Source organism: Pseudochryseolinea flava, from assembly GCF_003286915.1.
In the GTDB taxonomy this organism is placed as follows: domain Bacteria; phylum Bacteroidota; class Bacteroidia; order Cytophagales; family Cyclobacteriaceae; genus Ohtaekwangia; species Ohtaekwangia flava.
In genome coordinates this window covers 100,174-122,063 of the sequence record NZ_QMFY01000010.1, presented here as the reverse complement: position 1 = coordinate 122,063, position 21,890 = coordinate 100,174, and the positions used below count along the sequence as shown (strand labels likewise).

The 21,890-nt window shown below is 44.1% G+C and carries 18 protein-coding genes; 2 read left to right on the top strand and 16 right to left on the bottom strand.

Going from position 1 to position 21,890, the window contains the following annotated elements; genetic code table 11:
• The 8 genes from DQQ10_RS18510 to apaG form a co-directional block, all read right to left on the bottom strand.
• Nucleotides 1-936, bottom strand: a complete 936-nt coding sequence (locus tag DQQ10_RS18510; RefSeq protein ID WP_112748382.1) for an alpha-E domain-containing protein — start codon at nucleotides 934-936, stop codon at nucleotides 1-3.
• A gap of 45 nt (nucleotides 937-981) precedes the next feature.
• On the bottom strand, nucleotides 982-2,436 hold the full coding sequence (locus DQQ10_RS18505; protein ID WP_112748381.1) for a circularly permuted type 2 ATP-grasp protein: 1,455 nt from the start codon (nucleotides 2,434-2,436) through the stop codon (nucleotides 982-984).
• A 247-nt stretch (nucleotides 2,437-2,683) separates the two neighbouring features.
• The gene (gene rplI / locus DQQ10_RS18500; protein WP_112748380.1) at nucleotides 2,684-3,127 is read right to left on the bottom strand and encodes a 50S ribosomal protein L9; all 444 of its coding nucleotides are present in this window, start codon (nucleotides 3,125-3,127) and stop codon (nucleotides 2,684-2,686) included.
• 26 nt (nucleotides 3,128-3,153) lie between these two features.
• The gene (gene rpsR, locus DQQ10_RS18495; protein ID WP_112748379.1) at nucleotides 3,154-3,405 is read right to left on the bottom strand and encodes a 30S ribosomal protein S18; all 252 of its coding nucleotides are present in this window, start codon (nucleotides 3,403-3,405) and stop codon (nucleotides 3,154-3,156) included.
• Nucleotides 3,402-3,785: a 30S ribosomal protein S6 gene (gene rpsF / locus DQQ10_RS18490; RefSeq protein ID WP_112748378.1), complete on the bottom strand. Its 384-nt coding sequence runs from the start codon at nucleotides 3,783-3,785 to the stop codon at nucleotides 3,402-3,404. Before rpsF ends, rpsR begins: the two co-directional genes overlap by 4 nt.
• A 175-nt stretch (nucleotides 3,786-3,960) precedes the next feature.
• Nucleotides 3,961-4,890 (bottom strand): chromosome segregation protein SMC, encoded by a 930-nt coding sequence (locus tag DQQ10_RS18485; protein ID WP_112748377.1) that lies wholly within the window; start codon nucleotides 4,888-4,890, stop codon nucleotides 3,961-3,963.
• A 53-nt stretch (nucleotides 4,891-4,943) separates the two neighbouring features.
• Nucleotides 4,944-5,723, bottom strand: a complete 780-nt coding sequence (locus DQQ10_RS18480) for an O-methyltransferase (RefSeq protein WP_112748376.1) — start codon at nucleotides 5,721-5,723, stop codon at nucleotides 4,944-4,946.
• A gap of 90 nt (nucleotides 5,724-5,813) precedes the next feature.
• On the bottom strand, nucleotides 5,814-6,200 hold the full coding sequence (gene apaG, locus DQQ10_RS18475; protein ID WP_112748375.1) for a Co2+/Mg2+ efflux protein ApaG: 387 nt from the start codon (nucleotides 6,198-6,200) through the stop codon (nucleotides 5,814-5,816).
• Between the two features lie 148 nt (nucleotides 6,201-6,348).
• On the opposite strand from apaG, the gene ung reads away from it, so the two are divergent.
• Nucleotides 6,349-7,011, top strand: coding sequence for a uracil-DNA glycosylase (gene ung / locus DQQ10_RS18470; protein ID WP_112748374.1), 663 nt, complete (start codon nucleotides 6,349-6,351; stop codon nucleotides 7,009-7,011).
• 122 nt (nucleotides 7,012-7,133) lie between these two features.
• On the opposite strand, the gene lepB is transcribed toward ung, so the two are convergent.
• The 7 genes from lepB to DQQ10_RS18435 form a co-directional block, all read right to left on the bottom strand.
• Nucleotides 7,134-8,303, bottom strand: a complete 1,170-nt coding sequence (lepB, locus tag DQQ10_RS18465; protein ID WP_112748373.1) for a signal peptidase I — start codon at nucleotides 8,301-8,303, stop codon at nucleotides 7,134-7,136.
• 20 nt (nucleotides 8,304-8,323) lie between these two features.
• Nucleotides 8,324-9,031: a 4-hydroxy-tetrahydrodipicolinate reductase gene (gene dapB, locus DQQ10_RS18460; protein WP_112748372.1), complete on the bottom strand. Its 708-nt coding sequence runs from the start codon at nucleotides 9,029-9,031 to the stop codon at nucleotides 8,324-8,326.
• Nucleotides 9,032-9,081: 50 nt separating this feature from the next.
• On the bottom strand, nucleotides 9,082-9,675 hold the full coding sequence (locus DQQ10_RS18455) for a DUF5683 domain-containing protein (RefSeq protein WP_112748371.1): 594 nt from the start codon (nucleotides 9,673-9,675) through the stop codon (nucleotides 9,082-9,084).
• A 59-nt stretch (nucleotides 9,676-9,734) separates the two neighbouring features.
• On the bottom strand, nucleotides 9,735-10,682 hold the full coding sequence (locus tag DQQ10_RS18450) for a ParB/RepB/Spo0J family partition protein (RefSeq protein WP_112748370.1): 948 nt from the start codon (nucleotides 10,680-10,682) through the stop codon (nucleotides 9,735-9,737).
• Nucleotides 10,679-11,452 carry a ParA family protein gene (locus DQQ10_RS18445; protein ID WP_112748369.1) on the bottom strand — a complete coding sequence of 258 codons (774 nt, stop codon included), beginning with the start codon at nucleotides 11,450-11,452 and terminating at the stop codon, nucleotides 10,679-10,681. Before DQQ10_RS18445 ends, DQQ10_RS18450 begins: the two co-directional genes overlap by 4 nt.
• A gap of 133 nt (nucleotides 11,453-11,585) precedes the next feature.
• Nucleotides 11,586-13,409, bottom strand: a complete 1,824-nt coding sequence (yidC, locus tag DQQ10_RS18440; protein WP_112748368.1) for a membrane protein insertase YidC — start codon at nucleotides 13,407-13,409, stop codon at nucleotides 11,586-11,588.
• A gap of 14 nt (nucleotides 13,410-13,423) precedes the next feature.
• Nucleotides 13,424-15,046 (bottom strand): CTP synthase, encoded by a 1,623-nt coding sequence (locus tag DQQ10_RS18435; protein ID WP_112748367.1) that lies wholly within the window; start codon nucleotides 15,044-15,046, stop codon nucleotides 13,424-13,426.
• 260 nt (nucleotides 15,047-15,306) lie between these two features.
• Here DQQ10_RS18435 and DQQ10_RS18430 point away from each other — a divergent pair, with 260 nt between their 5' ends.
• Nucleotides 15,307-16,983: a CotH kinase family protein gene (locus DQQ10_RS18430; RefSeq protein ID WP_112748366.1), complete on the top strand. Its 1,677-nt coding sequence runs from the start codon at nucleotides 15,307-15,309 to the stop codon at nucleotides 16,981-16,983.
• A gap of 150 nt (nucleotides 16,984-17,133) precedes the next feature.
• On the opposite strand, the gene smc is transcribed toward DQQ10_RS18430, so the two are convergent.
• Nucleotides 17,134-20,670, bottom strand: a complete 3,537-nt coding sequence (smc, locus tag DQQ10_RS18425) for a chromosome segregation protein SMC (protein WP_112748365.1) — start codon at nucleotides 20,668-20,670, stop codon at nucleotides 17,134-17,136.
• Nucleotides 20,671-21,890: the final 1,220 nt, after the last annotated feature.

Below are 21,890 nucleotides of genomic sequence, written 5' to 3'. Positions count from 1 at the left end.
TTAACTGTAAGCGAAATAATATTGGTTGAGCGTGTTGCCGATAGCGTAAATGTCGGATGTGATGTCGGTAAGATAATGGTGCAACCCAATACGCGAAACAGCATGAACATCCGAGTACTGCAATTTACTTTTCAGCTTCCCGATCATAAAGTCTACTTTCGAATAGCCTTCTTGGTTTTGGTCGCTCTTCAGTCTGGTAAAATAACGATGAAGTTGATTGATCGAATACAGAACAGAGCGCGGGAAATCTGTATTGAACAATACTTGGTCAACAACATTGCGTGCTTCAAATCCCGTGCGATATTTCTTTAAGTAAAGCGCATAGCCTGAAACCGACATCAATAGGTACTTCCAATATGTCGTGTCTGTTGTTTTGTCCAGGTCATAGGAGAGGTCCCGAAATTTGACATCCAAGATGTCTGCGGATTGAATGCATCGTTCCAGGTATTTTCCAAGATTCATAAAGCATAAACCTTCGCCACGAAACATCGTAATGTCGCTAACGCCGTAGTAGAGCATGCACTGTCTGATCAACGTGTCTAGCACAGAAACGGGGTCTTCCGTTTGAAGATTTTTTTCAAGCTTTGGATCTCGAACTACGTGATAAAATTCATTCAGGCATTGCCATAATTCGCGCGTAATGTTGTCTTGAACGCCTTTCGCATTTTCGCGCGATAACATTACCATGTTGTAGACCGAGTTCGGATTATTTCGGTCTAACACCATATAGTGCAAAACTTTCCTATTGTTCCGTTCGATTTTTGTGATCTCTGCTGGCGCGAGTTCAGTGAAAATTTCTAGCACAGGACTCCATGTGAAATTCTCTTGATCGTCTTGCGACGAAAGTTGATTGATTTTTAAAATTCTCAAGATACTATCCGTACGCTCAACATAGCGCGACATCCAGTATAATGAGTCAGCAACACGACTTAGCATTTGGTGGTCAGTTATCTGTTATCTGTTATTTGTTATCGGTCAATACTAGTGCGCGAGCACCCAGGTGTCTTTACTTCCTCCGCCTTGCGATGAATTGACCACGAGCGACCCTTCCTTCAATGCAACACGTGTCAATCCCCCCGGAACGATTTCTATACCATCGGGTCCACACAATGCGAAGGGACGAAGGTCAACCCTCCTTGGCGCTAACTTGTCGTTGATGTAACACGGTGCACTAGAGAGATTGATAACTGGTTGTGCGATAAACTGACGCGGGTCTTTTAAGATCTCTTGAATATATTTTGCAATCTCTTCGTCATTGGCCGTGTGTCCCATCAGCATGCCATAACCACCAGATTCATTCGTTTTTTTTACGACCATGGTGTTGATGTTCTGTAAAACATGCTCACGTTCTTCAGGCTTGCCAAGTTGATAGGTCGGAACATTCTTCAAAATTGGTTCTTCGTTGAGGTAGTAGCGAATCATGTCAGGTACGTACACGTAAATGGCTTTATCGTCGGCTACGCCATTGCCGATGGAGTTTACGATGGCAACATTGCCTTTTCGATAAGCTGCGAGTAATCCCGAAACACCGAGCATACTACTGGGTTCAAAAACCAATGGGTCGAGGTAATGATCGTCAACACGTCGGTAGATCACATCAACTTGCTGTAGCCCAGCCGTTGTCTTCATGTACACTTTATGGTTTTCAACAACCAGGTCGCGACCCTCAACAAGCTCGATACCCATTAACCTCGCCAATGTGGTGTGTTCAAAATATGCCGAGTTGAAAATTCCTGGCGTGAGCAATACTACATTCGGGTTTGAAATCTTTCTCGGCGACAGTGCTTTGAGATTTTTGTAGAGGATGTTGGGGTATTGTGTTACCGGGCGAACATGATTCTGCGGCAAGAGGTCAGGGAAAATCCTTTTTGTAATTTCTCTATTCTCGATCATGTACGATACACCAGAAGGTGTGCGCAGGTTGTCTTCCAATACGTAAAACGTTCCGTCATGATCGCGAATCAAATCTATCCCGGCCACATGCACGTAGATATCGTGAGGCACGTTTACACCATTCATTTCGCGCAAGTAGTGAGGGCAGGAGTAGACGAGTTCTACCGGAACCACACCGTCTTTTAAAATGAATTGTTGGTGATAAACATCTTTTAGAAAAAGATTGAGCGCGCGTAAACGTTGTTTAATTCCGCGGTCGATGAAATCCCACTCCGATGCTGTGATGATCCGCGGAATGATATCGAAAGGAAAAATTTTTTCGATCCCTTCGCCACTGGAGTATACTGTAAAAGTTATCCCTTGGCTCATGAAGAGTCGCTTTGCAAGTTCTTCTTTGCGTGTGAGCTCATCCGCCGGGATACTCGTCAGAAAGTCTGCAATGCTTTTGTAGGGATCTCTCACACCATGTTGGTTCATCATTTCATCCCAAATAGTGTTGGCGGCGGGGAGTGTGTAATTGTCTAAGAGCGGACTTTCGTGCATGTAGGTTAGGCTTCGGTTTCCGGATAACACCGGGGCTTGAACTAAAATACCCACTCTAGCGAATAAAAGCTTCGCGATATCAATTTTATTTTCCGCAAACGAATGCTTTAGAGAGCAATTTTACGCAGATACTGTTGGGGTATAAGTCCATGGTAGAGGATAAGTTTGGGCTCGGGGTTGCCACCAGATCACAATAAAAAAAAGCCATCCAGTTTCCCAGATGGCTTCTCATTTCCGTGCGTCTGAATTATTCAGCTACAACCTGTACTTTGATCTCGTGCTTAACTTCTTTGTGGAGGTCAAGATTCACTGAGTAAGTGCCAAGTTGTTTTGGCGACTCTTTAAGGATCACTTTCTTGCGGTCAACATCAAAACCTTTAGCTTTCAATACGTCGGCGATCTGAAGGGCAGTAACTGCTCCGAAGATCTTGCCGCTTTCGCCAGCTTTAGTTTTAATTTCAACAACAAACTCGCCGATCTTAGCAGCAAGTGCTTCTGCATCCTGCTTAATCTTAGCCGCTTTGTGAGCAGCTTGGCGTACGTTCTCCTGTACTAATCTTTTATTGGAATCATTAGCGATAAGCGCGAAGCCATTTGGAATTAGGTAGTTGTTACCATAACCCGCTTTAACTTTCACGATGTCATTCTTATAGCCAAGTCCGGTTACGTCTTGTTTCAATATTACTTCCATGTTGTGTGTCGTTAAAGGTTAAACGATTACTTCAATGAATCACCAACGTAAGGAAGGATTGCCAGGTGGCGTGCGCGTTTTACCGCTTGCGCTACTTTCTTCTGGAACTTCAGGCTGGTGCCGGTAAGTCTTCTTGGAAGGATCTTACCTTGTTCGTTTATAAACTTTAAAAGGAAGTCAGGATCTTTGTAATCGATGTACTTGATTCCGTTTTTCTTAAAGCGGCAGTATTTAGGTTTAATCTCTGCACGCTTAATTGGTTCGTTCATTAATGTCATCTTGAGCGCTCCTCCTCTTTTTTAGCAACAGGTTTCCTGTTCTCTTTGTTTTTGAATTCGCCTTTACGTCTGCGTTCGTTGTAAACTACAGCGTGCTTGTCTAACACTGTTGTCATAAAGCGCATGATCGATTCATCCCGTCTGTACTCAGTTTCAAGGGTGTCGATAACAGTCGAAGCTGCTTTGAATTCGATAAGGTTGTAGAAACCTGTAGACTTTTTGTTAATGGGATAAGCCATTCTCTTCAAGCCCCACTGCTCGATGTTGATCACATCTGCATTAGATTTCTTCAAAACCTTCACGAACTTATCGACAGCATCCTTTGCCTGATCTTCAGACAAAACGGGATTTAAAATGAATACCGTCTCGTATTGTTTCATGATAAAATTGTTTTTGAGGGTGCAAAAATAGATAAAAAAGATTAAAGCGAAAAGCCTAGAGCAGAAAGCTCATTGATTTTTCGAATGTTTTTGGTCCATGAACCCACGTTTTTGTAGCAATTTCGGCGATTAGGACAATTTTGCGACAGCCAGCTTTAGGCTTTCTGCTTCAAGCTTATTTCACCACAAACTGGCCTGTTCCCATCTTGTAACCGTCTGTGTAGATTTCGACGGTATACGTTCCAGACGCGTAATCCGAACCTTTTTCATACAAGTAGGTCAACTTCTGTTTTGTATTGTCGAACAAGATCTCCTGCGATGCCGTGTAGAATTCTTCTTTACCCTCATAAATGAATGTTCCCGAACCACGTGCAACGTCGAATATTACCTGACCATTTTCATCAATCACGCGGATCATGATTTTCTTTCCTTCAATGGGCGCCACTTCATTCTCGGCAATGTTAAACTCGACTTTGATCTTTCCAACCTGACGATTCTTGAAAGGTGATGGGCGCTCTTTTCCTTTTTCACTTACGGCCACAACCGCGACATTCTCTGCTTTCAGTTGTGATGCAATGGCCACCTTATTCTCAAGCTTCTCTTTTGTCTCGCTCAGACGATTGATCGAATCACCAAGTTCATTCTTCTGTGTCTTCAATGTAGTGTTCTCACTCAAAAGCTGCTTGTTAACATTTTTCAGCTTGTCTATTTCCTCGTCCTTCAGTTTCAGCAGTTCTTCATAACCCTCAACTTTATCTTTGAGTGCTTTAATTTCTTTTCCTGTTGCTTTCTTCTGCCGCGCGAGCTGAGCTTCAATATCGGCTTTCGCCTTCTCTAAGTCCGCGACGTTGCCACCCAACTTTTGTACCTCGATAATCTTCGCTTCGAGTTCGGTTTTGATCTCTTGCATTCGCAATACGGTGGCATCCAACTCTTCTTGTGTTGACGTGTTTTTGGCGATCAATGCCTGCTCTTCGGTCTTTCCAAGGTAGATGAACACGCCTTGTACGATGATGATGATCGACATTAATACAATGATGATCGTGCTGGTATTCGATTTCTTCGGTGCTGGTGCTTCCGGGGAAGTACTGGTTGTTTCACTCATGGGTATAAAATGGATAGAGCAAAATTAAGTTTAATTCAAGTCCTATTCAATGGTTAAAACTGCAATACAACGTGTTGTTTGTTCAATGAAGGATTGAAGAACAAAAATCCACAACGGTAAAGATCTGCACTGCCGTAAACTAACGCATGTTTTTTTAATTCGTTCCAGGCACGCTCCATCTCTGCCGAGTAATGAATGTCGTCCAAGATCAGAATGCTTTGGCTGTGTACTTTTCCAAGCAGCCATGATACATACCGCATAGTGGGTTCGTATCGGTGATTGGCGTCTAAAAAAGCAATGTCGATTTTGCCAGACTGTTCTAGAAAGGTTGGCAGCGTTTTGTCGATGTTCCCCACCTTTATTGCGATATTATTTGCTTGTAAAGCCTGAAAGTTTTCAAGGGCGATGTTGGCAATTTCAGGCGCGCCTTCGAACGTCGTAACGTTTACGGCACGATTGCTTGCCATATACAGCGTGTTAATCCCCAGACTCGTTCCCAGTTCTACAATGTTGCGCGCAAAGGAATGGTCGATCACACGTTGGTACAGCGTTGAAAATTTCGCTGTGCTTAGACTCCACTTTGCAATGTCGCCAATGCTTCGTGTCGCCCCTTGCATAGATTGTGATCCCGCACCCAAATCTTCTACATGAATCGTGCGTCCATCGTGCAGCAATTTTGCCCGAAGGGTTTCGATGTCGGTGTTGTCGATCGTGTTCTTTTGCTTGACAACTTTATGCTGGAAATCGTAGAAGAAGGGAGAGTGCAATGAATGTTCATCGACGGCGTCAAGCCAATAGGTAAAATATGATTTTGCTTGAAACGTTTTACTCATGGGGGTCAATGCATGATGAATCGCCAAGGCGATTTCTCTAAGATACAGAAAGGTGATGTGAATGATTAATGATATTGTGCAGAGATCGAATCAATTCAATCTCACAGGGGCGATCATGGTGAATTCTGGAATATTGATTTCCATCTTTACACCGTCTACAATGCGTTCCATCAGATAGGTGCCAACCATTTTACCGAGACCTGATTTTAGATTACATCCAGACACGTATTGATGCGTTTGACCAGGCTCTAAAACGGGTTGTTGGCCAACAACACCTTCGCCCTCAACCTCACGCGGTGTAAAACCGGCGTCGTAAATATGCCAGTGTCTACGTTGGAGTTGAATGGTATACTCGCTCTGGTTTTCGATGGTGATCCGATAGGTAAAAACATAGTGATACTGCGACGGACTTGAATAGGCTGGCTGATATTCAGTCTCGACCGTTACTTTTATCCCTTTGGTTACTTCAGTTACCATGTACATCAAAAATATCAATTTTTTGGATTTGGCGCATCCCAGTTGCTGTCCCTTTATCAAAGTATTGAATATCAGCTGCTTTATTTTTCTTTGGAGGGATTCTTTTTACCGGTTTTGTGCATTAACGCTGTGCCTATAGCTTTGAACAATGGATGTAAAAATTGCCCCGTCGTGGAAGGATCGGTTAGAAGCCGAATTTGATAAACCTTATTTCACAAACCTCATCGATTTTGTTAAAAACGAGTATCAGACACAAACGGTCTATCCTCCAGGAAAGGAGATCTTCCGCGCTTTTGATGCTTGCGACTTCGACAATGTTAAGGTCGTGATTATCGGGCAAGATCCATATCATGGGCCCGGGCAAGCGAATGGACTTTGTTTTTCAGTCCACGACGGAATGCGGATGCCGCCATCTCTGCTCAATATCTTTAAAGAGATCCAGAACGATTTGCGTCAGCCTATTCCAGCTTCTGGTGACCTCGGTCGATGGTCGACACAAGGTGTGCTCATGTTAAACGCAACGCTTACGGTACGCGCATCGACACCGGGCTCGCATCAAAATAAAGGGTGGGAAACATTTACCGACGCTGTCATCAAAAAAATATCTGACGAAAAAGAGCACGTAGTGTTCATGCTTTGGGGAGCGTACGCCCAGAAGAAAGGAGAGATGATTGACCGGAAGAAACATCTCGTACTGATGTCGGCGCACCCATCGCCATTCTCGGCCGACAGAGGATTCTTCGGATGTAAACATTTTAGCAAAACCAACGACTACTTAAAAAGTAAAGGACTGGGAGAGGTTAGGTGGTAGGCGAGAGGCTTTATCGTGGCTAATGATCAAACTTGTTAAAAACAAAAGAGTCGCGGAATAATCCACGACTCTTTTAATTGTTACGTACTCAAACACTCGAACACTTGAACACTTGAACACTTCTAATGAATCATATCAAAAATCCGGCGCCAACGGATTCCACCGCCTTCGCCTCTGTTGATGGAGAGCCAGATGAAAAATGCTTTTCCAACGATGTGATCGGCCGGCACAAATCCCCAATATCGAGAGTCGAGTGAGTTATGGCGATTGTCTCCCATCATGAAGTAATAATCTTGTTTGAAAGTATAAGATGTTACTTCTTTACCATCAATGAAAAGCTTTCCGTTTTCGATTTTAGCGTCGTCGTTATGATCAAACAACACGATTGTTTTTCCGTAGAGTGTCAATGTGTTTTCATTTACAGGGATCGTTACGCCTTCTTTCGGAATCCATAGAGAACCGAAGTTATCCCGCGTCCAATGGCTGTATGTCTTGGCTGTCGCGTAAGGATTTCTATAGTAAGGAAAACGCGGTGAGTCGGTTCCTTCACCCAGTTCTGGCGCGAGCTCGATTGATTTAATGTAAGGGAGTTTTTTGGCTTTCAACGCTTCAATCGCAGCAGGGGAGTATTGGATATTGTAAAGATATCCCTCATTGCTTTGTTGGATCGCGATTTCGTGGCCTTGAAATCCGATCGACTCATAGTTGATTTTATTGATCAGCTGTGATGACATCACGTGATAGTGAAATTGCATCTCAGGTGGATTGGCGAGCGCTGATCCATTTACGTACACTTGTCGATCGACAATTTTAAGGGAGTCGCCAGGAACGCCAACACAGCGTTTGATGTAGTTCGTCTTTAAATCGACTGGATATTCAATCCAATTCGCTTCTGGAACGTTAATATTGTTTTCTGCGAGTGTCGGTACGTTGAACACGACAACATCTTCACGTTTTACGGAAGTGAATCCAGGCAATCTATACTGTGGAAGTTTAATCCATTCTACGTACGATGGTATTTCCGTTCCCCAAATCTTTTGATGTGTCAGGGGAACTTGCAGCGGTGTACTGGTCGTGCGTGTTCCGTAGTGAAACTTGCTGACAAAAAGGAAATCGCCCACAAGAAGTGAGTTCTCCATTGAAGATGTTGGAATGGTATAGGCTTCAAGCAAAAGCCAACGAATGAGCGTTGCAGCGATAACAGCAAAAAGAATTGCGTCCCACCACTCGCGTATTTTTGACTTCGGCTTTTTGTGATCTTCTTCTTTCTTCGTCCAAAACTTCCAGTTCATAATATCTTGTTTCTCGGGGTTTAGAATTTTAAGTAGTCATCCATTCCGAAGATGCCCTTTTTGTCTTTCAACCATTCGGCAACCATCACAGCGCCTTTCGCAAATCCCTCACGTGAATGAGCAATGTGTCTGATTTCAAGATCGTCGATTGCAGATGCATATTTCACACTGTGTGTACCCGGCACTTCTGCAATGCGGAATGATTTGATTTCGAGATCTTCTGCCTTTGAGGAAGATTCGTTCACCCATTTCGTTTTCTGTGAAGAATGTTTGAGCACACCTTCTGCAAGCGTAATGGCCGTACCACTCGGTGCGTCTTTCTTTTCGGTGTGATGAATTTCATCCATCGACACATCGTAGTCTTTCAAGTTAGACATCATCTTCGCTAAGTATTCATTTAACTTGAAGAAGATGTTCACGCCAAGGCTGTAATTTGAAGCGTAAAAAAACGCGCCGTTTTTCTCTTTGCAGAGACTTTCGAGCTCATGCTTGCGATGAAGCCAGCCTGTCGTTCCGCAGACTACCGGAATATTTTTATTGATACAGTTGACGAGGTTATTAAAGGCAGCATCAGGATGAGAGAACTCAATGGCGACATCACCTTGTGCCGTAGCAAATTCATGCGCGTTGTTCAAGTCAATCTTTGCTGATATTTCGTGGCCACGCTCGAGGGCGATGCGTTCGATGATCTTGCCCATTTTGCCGTAGCCGAGGAGTATTATTTTCATAGGTACTTAGAAAGCCCGTAAAAATGCAAAAAATACCGATACGTCGGCAATTAAAATCTGATAAACAAGCCTACGCCTGTTTGACGTCCGATGAGTGAATTTTGCTCCATGGTGGGCTCGATGGATACTTTTAGATTGGGATTGAGATCAAATTCCTTCAGGTGGGCATCTACGTGAGCATCAACGATTTGAAGGAGATACATACCGGCCATCAGAATGACCATGAAATCACGCTCGCGTTGACTTCGGTCTACCGCACTACGCAATGCTCGGGTAGGCGCATTGCTTTCCGGATTGATGAAATTTTCGTCGTTTGGGGCCTGGTTCAGATTGTAAAACAATTGCGACTTATACTCTTTGGTTAGGTTTTGATAGAAGTTGAATCCATAACCAATGGATATAAACCCGCCATATACCAAAGGAAGCTTCCAGTATTTCTTGTTGTAGATCTGGCCTAAGCCTGGCAATATTGCCGCGTAGAGTAAAGCTTTACGAGGGCTATAGCGCGTTGCGTATGATTTTAACAACACAGTGTCGCGGACAACCCCGTCGTCATCGGTATTAACAACGCGCAGACTGTCCTGGGCAAACGCGCCCGGTAATAGTAGAATACAAAAACTTAAAATGTAAAAGAATCGCTTCACCGTACTGTTTGTTTCTCAGTTCGGCAAGATAGGCGCATCCCGTTCAATATCCAACCTGCTTATCCTCCTTGTACCTTCAGGATGTCTAAGATTCGATTGAGGTCTTCTACCGACAAGAATGGAATTTTAATCTCACCTCGCTTACCATCACTTTTCACTACAATACGAGTACCAAAGTGTGACGAAAGGCGTGATTGTAACTGAGAAATTTCGCGCGACGCTGGATTCGACGCTGTGGTCGTTTCCACTTTTGTTGTAGCCTTCTCCGCAGAAATCTCACGAACAAGCTCTTCTACTTTACGCACCGACAAGTCTTCCGACAAGGTCTTCTTGAAGATGTAGAGTTGCTGCTCTGGATTCTCAACGCTGATAATGGCACGTGCTTGTCCCATCGACAGCTTGTTGTCGCGAACGGCTATTTGAATATCTGGTGGAAGCTTAAGAAGGCGTAGGTAATTGGTTACCGTGGTTCTGTTTTTACCAACGCGTTCACCGAGTTCGTCTTGCTTAAGATTACACTCTGACAACAAGCGCTGATAGCTTAGCGCAATTTCTATCGCATTCAGGTTTTCACGCTGAATGTTTTCGATCAGGGCCATCTCCAGCATTTGCTGGTCATCAGCAGAGCGGATGTATGCCGGAATACTTGTTAAGCCTGCGAGCTTCGACGCTTGAAAGCGACGCTCACCCGAAATTAACTGATATTGATTGTGCGCGAGACGTCTTACTGTGATCGGTTGAATGATGCCGTGCACGCGAATTGATTCCGCCAATTCTAACAACGCATCTTCATCGAAGTGACTGCGTGGCTGAAATGGGTTTACCTCAATATGCTCAATCTGAATTTCAGAAATTCCGTTGGCAGGCGAGGTGGGTGTCGTGGGCTGCTGCTCTGCGGCAACTACCGTTGGACCTACCGGGATATTATCTACTTCTAATTTTTCTTCTGTATCGCTATCGCTCAGCAATGCACTGAGTCCGCGACCGAGGGCTTTTTTCTTGCTCATTTCGATAATCCATTTTTGTCTAACACTTCGTGCGCCAAATTCAAATAGCTGATAGCGCCTTTACTCTCTGCATCGTGAACAATCGCTGGAAGTCCAAAACTTGGCGACTCACTAAGCTTCACGTTACGTGGAATGATCGTTTTGAATGTCATCTTTTGAAAATGCGTTCTTACCTCTTCCACAACTTGATTGCCAAGACTGGTCCTGGAATCATATAACGTCAGAAGTATGCCTTCAATTTCAAGTTTGGGATTTAATCTTGTCTGAATAATCTTGATGGTATTCAAGAGTTTGCCAAGTCCTTCCAATGCGAAGTATTCACATTGTACAGGGATAATCACTGAGTCGGCAGCGGTGAGCGCGTTAATGGTGATCAAACCTAGAGAAGGAGAGCAGTCGATGATGATAAAGTCGTATTCATCACGTACGCGACCTAATGCATCACGCATTTTTTCTTCACGACGCTCGATGCTAACCATCTCGACTTCAGCACCTACAAGGTCAATGTGCGACGGTAGGACATCAAGGTATTTAAGATCGTTCTTCACCAGCGCATCTTTTGGATTAACGCCGTCGACCATGCATTCATAAATGCCTTGCGTGATGTCTTTCGGATTCAACCCGAGACCTGAAGTGGAGTTCGCCTGTGGATCTGCATCCACCAGCAAGGTTCGCTTCTCAAGCACTGCTAAACTAGCTGCCAAGTTAATGGCCGATGTAGTCTTACCGACACCACCTTTTTGATTTGCAATTGCGATAATTTTTCCCATCCGATCCTTGAATGAAGTTTAAAAAATGAGGCCCGGTTGGTATGACCGGGCCACAAATATATGGGAAAAGTTATCCAGGCGTGGAACATCGTGAAACAGTTATCCACAATCGCCCCACATTATGTGCACAGTGTTATCCTTTACGTTTTCTGCGCTCTTCTTCTGCTTTCTTACGCGCTTCCTCACTCGCTTTCATAGCACCTTCTAACTTCGCCATGAACTTCGACTTCTTCGGACCTTCGCCTGAAAGACTCTTCTTTCGATTCTCTTCCATGATCGCTTTGATCTTATCCTCGTCAACAAAACGCTTGATGATCGCTTGTTGCGCGAACGTCACCATGTTCGATACGAAATAGTAGAACGTTAAACCGGCAGGGAAGGAGTTCAATACGAAGAAGAATACAACGGGCATGATATACGACATCGACTTCATCGGGCCCGTCACGGACGACACTTGATTGTTCTGCCAGGTATAGATCAGCGTGGAGATCGTCATGATCACCGTGAACAAACTGATGTGGCCGTCAAGGAACGGAATAGATGCCGGGAGACGAATCAACGAATCGTAAGTCGATAAGTCTTCGGCCCACAACAAAGACTGGCCACGGAGTTCGATACTGTTCGGGAATAAGAAGAACATCGCGAAGATCAATGGCATTTGCAATAACACGGGAACGCATCCGCTGATCGGATTCACGCCCACGGTCTGGTAGAGCTTCATCTGTTCTTGCTGAACTTTAGCCATGTCGTCTCCAACACGCTCTTTGATCTCGTCAAGTTCTGGCTTGAGTACTTTCATCTTAGCCATGCTGAGATATGACTTGTACGACAAGGGGAGAAGTACAAGCTTCAGCAACAATACCAGAATGATGATGATCACACCATAGTTTGAAATAAACTGTGTGAGGAAATGGAACACAGGGAAGATGACCCATTTGTTGATCCAATACACTGGTCTCCATCCCAAAAACACGTTCTTACTAAAGTCTTCAGCAACACCGCCGATAACTTGATAGTCATTCGGGCCGAGATAGAATTTGAAATCCGCTTTACCAGCTTCCACTTCCTTGCGTGGAATGCTCAGTTTTACCAATGCATTCTTAACAACTGACGTGTCGTTCGGATTTAATGACGTCTGAACTTCACCTGAAACGAACGGTGCATTCTTAGCAATAATAGACGATAAGAAAAATTTCTCTTTAATACCTATCCACTGTGTAGGTTGTGACAGCACCTCGTTCTCCGTTTCTGTTGAACTCTCACTAAGCTGGTCGAAGCCATCTTCGTTTTGATAGTAAGTAACCGTGGTGTTCGAACGCGTTAGCTTCATGTCTTTCTCCACAGGAAGCATGGTGTTCTTCCACTGGAAATTCAGGTTGTCACCCGAAAGGTTTTTAGCCAATGAAGCAGCGTCGAGTTTATAACCGACTTCATGTCCTTTTGCAGGGATCTTGTAAACATGCGCGATCTTCGATCCATCGCTCAACGCGGCAGTGAATGTAACGACAGTCGTGTCACCTTCTTTTGCTTGCGTTGGCTGATAGTAAAGATTGTAAAGATCAACCTCTTTACCTTGATACGTCGTAACAAGTTTGAATTCATTATTCGTTGGTGTAATGAGCTTCAAAGGTTGCTTGTGATAAGTCTTGAACTTCTTCAATTCAGCTTCCACGATCTTACCACCGTGAGAACTAAAGGCAAGTTTTAGATCTTCCGTTTCAATCGTCGTGATGCTTTCATTTCCAGTCATCAGCGAACCGATGTTGCCGAATGATGCTAACGTAGCACTATCAGGAACGGCAGGTTTTGTTTCGGCAGGCGCTGCAGCAGCACTAGGTGCCTGCTCTGTTGTGGCTGGCTTTTGCGCAGGTTGCTGCGGTTGATTGCTGAACCAGAAAAAGTATACGAAAAGTAAAACAGCAATTAAACTTAGGCCTATGGCAGAATTTCTATCCATCGAATTCCAGTAATTTATTTATTCAGTGATTTCTTTTGCTCGATAGCGGCTTCAATAAACTTCACAAAGAGCGGATGCGGAGTAAGCACGGTGCTCTTTAATTCCGGGTGATATTGAACGCCAACGAACCAAGGGTGATCTTTCAATTCTACGACTTCAACCAAACCTGAGTCAGGATTGATACCCGTCGCTTTCAGACCAGCTTCTTCAATTTGTTCGAGATATTTATTGTTAAACTCATAGCGATGGCGGTGACGTTCTTGAATCATCGTTTCACCGTAAGCCGCATGAGCACGACTTCCTTTCTTCAGTTTGCAAGCGAAAGATCCGAGGCGCATCGTACCACCTTTCATAGTGATTTTCTTTTGCTCCTCCATCATGTCGATCACAGGGTTCTTTGTTTTAGGATTCAACTCCGTAGAGCTTGCTTCCAAGCCTAACACGTGACGTGAGAATTCGACTACCGAGCATTGCATACCTAAGCAAATCCCGAAGAATGGAACCTTACGTTCGCGAACGAAACGAATCGCTTCAATCTTTCCTTCTAGCCCGCGTTCACCAAATCCTGGCGCGACTAACACGCCGTCAAGTCCTTTTAATACTGTCTCTACTGACTCTTTTGAAATTTCCTCCGAAGAGATCCACTTCAACTTCACTTTGCAATCGTTTTGTGCACCCGCATGAACAAATGCCTCTGCAATGGATTTGTACGCATCGGGTAACGAAACATATTTTCCGACGATACCGATATTGACTTCATTCACTGGGTTCTTCAGTTTTCCAAGGAATGATTTCCATTGATCGAGGTTAGGCTCTTCTTTAGAGATTACCTTCAGTTTTGATAAAACGCGCTCATCGAGCTTCTCTTTACGCATCAGGATCGGAACGTCATAAATAGTCTCCGCATCCATGGCTTCAATTACAGAATTGAGGTGAACATTGCAGAAAAGGGCCAACTTTTTTCTGATTTCTACAGGAATCGGCATTTCTGCACGACAAACCAAGATGTCTGGCTGAATTCCGGCCTCCAACAATTCCTTTACAGAATGCTGTGTTGGTTTTGTCTTCAATTCCTTTGCAGCATTGAGGTAAGGCACTAATGTCAAGTGAATTACGATCGAACTGTTAGGTCCGAGGTCCCATTTCACCTGACGCACTGCCTCGATGAAGGGTAGTGATTCAATATCCCCCACGCAGCCTCCGATCTCGGTAATAATGAAATCGTACTCTCCGCTTTCGCCTAGCAAATAGATGTTACGCTTAATTTCATCGGTGATGTGCGGAATCACTTGAACGGTCTTGCCCAGGTATTCACCTTTCCGCTCTTTTGTGATAACGTTATTGTAAATTCTGCCGGTCGTAATGTTGTTGGCCTGCGAGGTGCGAACGTTCAGAAAACGCTCATAATGACCCAGATCCAGATCGGTTTCGGCGCCGTCGTCCGTTACATAACACTCGCCGTGTTCGTAAGGATTCAGGGTGCCTGGATCGATGTTGATGTACGGATCAAACTTTTGGATGGTGACTTTAAAACCACGCGCTTGTAGCAGTTGGGCCAGCGATGCGGCGATAATTCCTTTTCCAAGTGATGAAGTAACGCCCCCGGTTACAAAAATGTATTTGGCAGAAGATGACATAGATTAAAAAGAAGCAGCCTGTGTAAACCGGGTGCAAAGGTAGATTTTTCAGGCTAATATTTACATTGAATTTGATTCCACTAAAAAAAATGACGCATCCTGTTGAACGTCATTCAACAAGTGGAGACGTTTTCGGCAAAAATCGCGCTGTTTTCATTATTTTCGAAGCTTGGTTTCTGATCAAACGCCGCCAGCTTAACCGTTTTGGGGTGATTTGTCGCTGATTCCAATAATAGGCAATCTTTTAACCAGCTCCATTGATGAGATTTTATCGTCCCCTTATCCTAATCCTTCTGTTGGTCTTTAACAAGATAGCGTCAGCACAGGACTTCGTTAACGTCCCCTTTAAAAACACAGATCTACCTTTAATCTTAATCGATCCGCATGGTCAACAGATCGTCGATTGGTATGAAATCACGGCCGACATGGGTGTGGTTTACAATGGTGTGGGAATGAGAAATGACACAGCACACGTGTTTAACAACTACAATGGAAAGATTGCCATCGAGATTCGTGGTTCCTCGTCGCAGATGTTTCCAAAAAAACAATACAAAGTAGAGCTCAGAAATAGCGCAGGCGAAGACATCACAGCGCCATTGCTAGGTATGCCAGCGGAAGCCGATTGGGTTCTATTTGCGCCTTACAACGATAAAGCTTTGATGCGTGACGTTCTTGCTTACAAGCTCGGTCGCGATCTTGGACGATATGCGCCGCGCACGCGATACTGCGAAGTAGTAATGAAAGTAATAGACGATTCGAATACACCGCACTACGTTTATCAAGGAATCTATGTGCTAATCGAAAAAATTAAGCGCGACAAAAACCGAGTGGACATTGCCAAGCTGAATCCCGATGAAAATACAGGCGATGACCTTACCGGCGGATATATTGTGAAGATCGATAAGACTACAGGTGACAGTGGTGGCGAATGGTATTCCGAGCATCGCCCACATGGAACGACGAATCAAACGCCGATACGATTTCAGTTAGAGTATCCAAAGTGGAGTGAAGCTAGTGCTCAACAAAAAAACTACATCCAAAATCATATCGCGAAGTTCGAGGATGCGCTGGCCGGGAAGTATTTCACAGATCCGGTGAATGGATATGCAAAGTATATTGATATCAATTCATTTATTGATTTTATGATCATCCAGGAGATCTCGCGCAATGTAGACGGCTATCGCTTGAGCACGTTCTTTCACAAACAAAAGGATTCTGATGGCGGAAAACTCGTGATGGGGCCGCTGTGGGATTTTAACCTCGCATTCGGAAACGCAAATTATTGCGCAGGCTCTAGTCTTCAAGGTTGGATGTACGATCGTTTTAATCAAGACTGCCCGAATGATGGTAACTTCATACCTTTTTGGTGGCGCCGCCTCATGGAGGATCCTTCGTTTGAAAGACAATTTGCACGTCGTTGGGCAAACCTTCGTGAGGGCGTCCTTAGCACCAGTGCAATCCACCAAGACATTGATTCGATCTACGGGGTATTGAATGCTGAATCTGCCGGACGCAATTTCAAAGCATGGCCTGTTCTTGGAAGACATATCTGGCCTAATGATTTTGTGGGCGCTACATTTGAACAAGAAATCAACTACCTCAAAGGGTGGATTGAAGATCGCATGAGCTGGATCGATGCGAATACACCGGTCATTACATCCACAGATCAACCGGTACCTTTTAATTTCGTTTTCAACTACGGTAAGAATCCAATCTCGTCTGAAGTCAAGTTTGACTATACCACCAAGGTGCCAGGTCAAATGCAAATTTTGTTACTTGATGCTACTGGAAGAACAGTGACCCAGATCGAAGAGAAACACGCATCGCCAGGAAAGTATTTTCAAAACATTCCACGCGCCGAACTGCAACCCGGCCTTCACATTGTCAAAGTATCTTTTAACGGAGAAACAATTGTGACTAAGCTAGTCGTGCAGTAATAGCGCAAAGCAGAAAGCAGAAAGCTTAAGTATGATAGACGTGTATTGATATTGAAATCTAAAAGACCACGACGTGTGAGGACAAAAAAAGAAGAGTGCGATAAGCACTCTTCTTTTTTTTACTTTAAACTTTAAACTTTAAACTTTTAATTAAGCGAGTTCCCTCAAATCTACAGGCACTACGCGTGATACGCCCTTCTCCACCATGGTGATACCATAGATCACATCTGTAGAGCTCATCGTGCGCTTGTTGTGCGTAACGATTACGAATTGTGAATCTTTGCTGAATGTACGAATGATGTTGTTGAACTTGTCGATGTTGGCATCATCCAATGGTGCGTCAACCTCATCGAAAATACAAAACGGTGCTGGCTTCAACAGGTACATTGAGAAGAGTAGGGCAGTAGCCGTAAGTGTTTTCTCTCCCCCTGAAAGCTGGTTAATCGTCAATGGACGTTTACCTTTTGGTTTCGCAATGATGTCGATATCTGATTCGAGTGGATTGTTAGGATCGACAAGTCTTAAATCGCACTGGTCGTCCTCGGTAAACAACGAGCGGAATACACGGATGAAGTGATCTTTGATCTTATTGAACGACTCCATGAAGGTAGCGCTGGCTACAACTTCGATTTCACCGATCGTACTCATCAATGACTCCTTTGCCTTTAAAAGATCTTCTTTCTGTTTTAAGATGAAGTCATTGCGCTCTTTAATCTCCGTATAGGCCTCCATCGCCATTGGGTTGATAGGGCCCATGTTGTCGAGACGGTCGCGGATCTTCTGCACATCGGTACGAATCTTATCTTCATCAAGACCCGCCAATGTTTCGGCTTCTTCAGGAGCTGATTGACTGATCACAGCATCGAGATCAATATTGAATTCGACTGAAAGTCTTTCTTTTACAGAGTTGAGCTGAATTTTGCTTTCATTCAAATTGTTTTGCAATTCCATGAGCAGCGTGTCGATGCTCTGGCGATTGTTTTGAATCTCACGAAGCTGTTTTTCAACCTGGTCGATATTGCCACGTGATTCGTAGTACTCTTTCTCCGCTTCGCTCAAGCCTTTCTCCATACCTTCCTTCTCTTCGTACATGCCGAGAAGTTCATCGTCATTCGTTTCCGTATTTTCGACGATGCGTTTTACTTCCTCTTCATTCTTGCGAAGATCGTCAACGTTCACTTCAATTCGCTGGCTGCTTTGATCCATCGATTCCTGTTTGAAGCGAATCTCCTGCTCAATGCTCTTTACACGGTTATCTTGCTGGTGGAAGAAAATGTTCTGCTCATTGAAGGCAGCAGACTTTTGTGTAAGTACTTCGTTGTTGTTGCTTAAATCTTGCGTGATCGTACCGAGTCTTTCTTCTTGCTCCAACAAGTCGTGCGATGCTTGTTGTGCTTTGGGCTTAAGGTCGTCAAGTTCTGTTAAAAGCGTGTCGATCTTTTCCAAGATATCCTCGCGACGCAGATCGGCGCTGTTCAGCATCTCCGAAAACTGCTCACGCTTAGTACGAACAGAAACGAATTCTTCATTTACCTGACGGATCGCATTTTGTACTTCGTCAATCTGCTGACGGAGCTTGTTGTTGCGAAGTTTTTCCAGGTCTGCTTGTTTTTCGAGGAGACTGTGACGCGTGTCGTCGAGTTTGGTAGTAAGATCTTTGATCTCCTTTTCCAACTTCTCCATATTCTTCGCGCGGCCGATTTTCTTTCCTTCGAACAGACCAACGGATCCACCTGAAACACTGAACTTACGCTTCGTGAGTTTTCCGTTTTTCGTGATGAAAGTATTTTCATCTGTAGCCGGAATGTTCTTCACATCGCCGTCAAAGATGTACACCTTATCAAGAATGTATGCCATGAGTTTGCGATACTTAGGATCGTACTCAATGATTTCAGTCGCAGGGAATGCGTTGTTGTAAATTCTTCCTGGCGTCGACTCAAATTTATCGAATGCATCAAGAATGAAGAAGTGAGCTTTCCCCTTCGCGGCATCGCTGAGGATGTTGATCGCCTCATATGCTTCAGACTCGTGTTCGACAATATAATAGTTCAAGTAAGGTTCGAGATAGTTCTCGATCGATACACGATACTCTTCTGAAGTCGTAAGGATGTCGGATAGTAGGGGAGCGTTTTTAGCAACCTTCTTCTTGAGGAACTTGATGGCTTCGGGGAACCCTTCCAGGTTCTCAACCAACGACTTGGTAAGGTTGTATTCGTTTTGGCGGGCGTCGAGTTTTCGTCCCGTTACTTGCATCTCTTCACGGATCATGTCGATGGTTTTTTCCATCGCGCCGATACGTTCTTTTACTTCCTCTTCTTCCTTCTTAAGTTGATCGTTGTGCGCATTTTTCTCGTTGAGTTCTTCTTGGAGGATACCAAGTTTGTTCTCGAACTCCAACAAGCTCGCGCTTTGCTGTGTAGAATCGGAAGCCGTCTTCTCCAATTCTTGTTTAAAAGATGAAACTTGAATCTCGCGGATCTCAACGGCTTTGTTGATCTGAAAACTTTCTTCCTGACGGTCGCGTTGAACTTTACGCAAGGAATCAGACTGCGTTTGCAATTCTGACGTGATGCGTTTCTGATCTTCGTATTCTTTCTTCAGGTGCTCAAGCTTCTGTGTGATTTCAGCAAGGATACCTTCTGCCGTCACTTTTTCAGTTTCGAGACTCTGAATACTGAAGCGCGCACGCTCATTACTTTTTTTGTCTTGATCGATTTGATCGCGAAGTCCATTGGCGCGATCATTCAAATACTTGAGACGCTCATTCTTGATTTGCTTCTCGCTCTCGTACTGACGGATCTTCGATACGAATTCGTTGATCGCTTTCTGGCGTGAGCTTAATGTTTTTTCTTTAAGGATGAGTTCGGCTTTCGCTTTTTCAATGGCAGCTTCTTTCTCTGCAATTTCTGCGGCCATACCGAGCTTGCGGTCGTTCTCTTCTTGGATCTGCTGAGTAATAACGTTAAACCGGTCTTTCTGCTTGTTTACAACAATCTTCGCGAGAGAAACGCTTTTCGCTTTGTAATCTTCCTTGATACGATAATAGTTCTCGGTTTGCTTAGCTTGCTTTTCGAGACTCTTCATGTTCTTTTCGATCTCGAAGAGTAAATCTTCCACACGCTCTAAGTCGGTATCTGTATCTTCTAATTTCTTTAGCGTTTCTTTCTTACGCTTCTTGAACTTTGAAATACCTGCAGCCTCTTCGAAAAGTGCGCGACGGGAATTGTCCTTATCATTCAGGAGGTCATCCACCATACCCAACTCGATGATCGCATAAGTATTAGATGCAACCCCAGTATCGAGGAACAAATTGGTGATGTCTTTCAAACGACAGGTAACGCCATTCAATAGATATTCACTTTCACCGGTACGGTACAGACGACGTGTGATGGTAATCTGAGAATACTCCGTTGGCAGAATGTTCTTCGTGTTATTGATCGTGAGCGAAACCTCAGCCATTTGCTGTGGACTGCGTTGACTCGTTCCGTTAAAAATGACGTTTTCCATTTTTTCTGAGCGGAGCGCACTTGTTTTTTGCTCTCCCAATACCCAGCGGATAGAATCGACAACGTTTGATTTGCCACAGCCGTTCGGACCGACAATACCCGTGATCCCCTCGTCGAAGTTGATCACAATTTTGTCGGCAAAGCTCTTGAAGCCTTTTACCTCCAGTTTCGCTAATTGCATGCAGTGATGATTATAAAAGTTAAAAGTCTGATTATAAAAAGCTTAAAAGATCGAGAAGTCGTTCCTGAGCGCCTGTTATAATACAGCGAAGTCGGCAAAGATAAGATTCTGGATGTAGCAATTCAAAATAAAACGAAAAGGAAAAAAAGAGCTCATTTTGTGTCTTTTTCCGGCATAATGCACCTTGGTAAATAAATTGTAAGTGCAATACGCCTGCAAATCACAGTCCTGTTACCGACCATCGGTTGGGCATGTTCCTGCCGCGAAGCTTGCATGATCTTATACTTATCCTGTACTCATCCTGTACTCACGTTGTACTGATGCTGTACGTATAGGGTATAGCCAAAGCCGGCTACTATACGGCTTCATCGGTGGGCATAGGCAGGTTAAAGGGAACATATGATGTTAATTTGAGGTTGGAATGCTAGTTTAGGACGATCTCATTGAACAACTATGAAATTTGAAATAACGCGAATAGGCGTACGCCATATTGAAGAAGGGTATGTTACACTGTTATTCATGCGTAAGGGAGGTGCAAAGTCATTTTTTTTAAAGGTGAATCTTTTTGGTTTGTGACGCCCGATGAAGTTGATGTCAATGAGTTTACCAATCTTGATTTACCATGGTCACCATGGAATGAGCGCGGGATAATGACAATGGACCATCCGCGTGTGGGAAACGGTGGATGACTTTTATTAAAGTTAAATGAGATGCACATCATCAGATTAAGCTTTATGGCTGATAAACCTGACGAGCAAATACTGACAATCTTCTCGGAGTCAAACGCTGGTCGGATTTTGATACCTCACCTGAATACTAACCTTTATGATGAAATCCTAAGAGATTTTGAAAATGCTAGCACTTGTAAAATACATGGTGAATCGTAGCGACGGATATATTCTCTTGCACCGGCGACCGACTCTACGGTCTTGTCACCCGGACATCTCTAGATTATGAATTCATTATAAAGTGATGTCGGCGATGGGCTTTCTGTTCAACGTTGTGTACATGGTTAGTTTCATTTAGCTGGATGTTGAAGGTGTCTGGTGACAACACGTGAAGCCCGAGCCGACGATTTAAAAGTCTGATGGGGGCGTGCCGTCAGCCCCGTCCGTAAAGTTCATGTTGCCAGATGGATAGATTAGTATAAAACGGTCAACCAATTTCAGGGATCGACAACTTCTGACTTCTGACTCCTGACTCCTGACTTCTGACTTCTT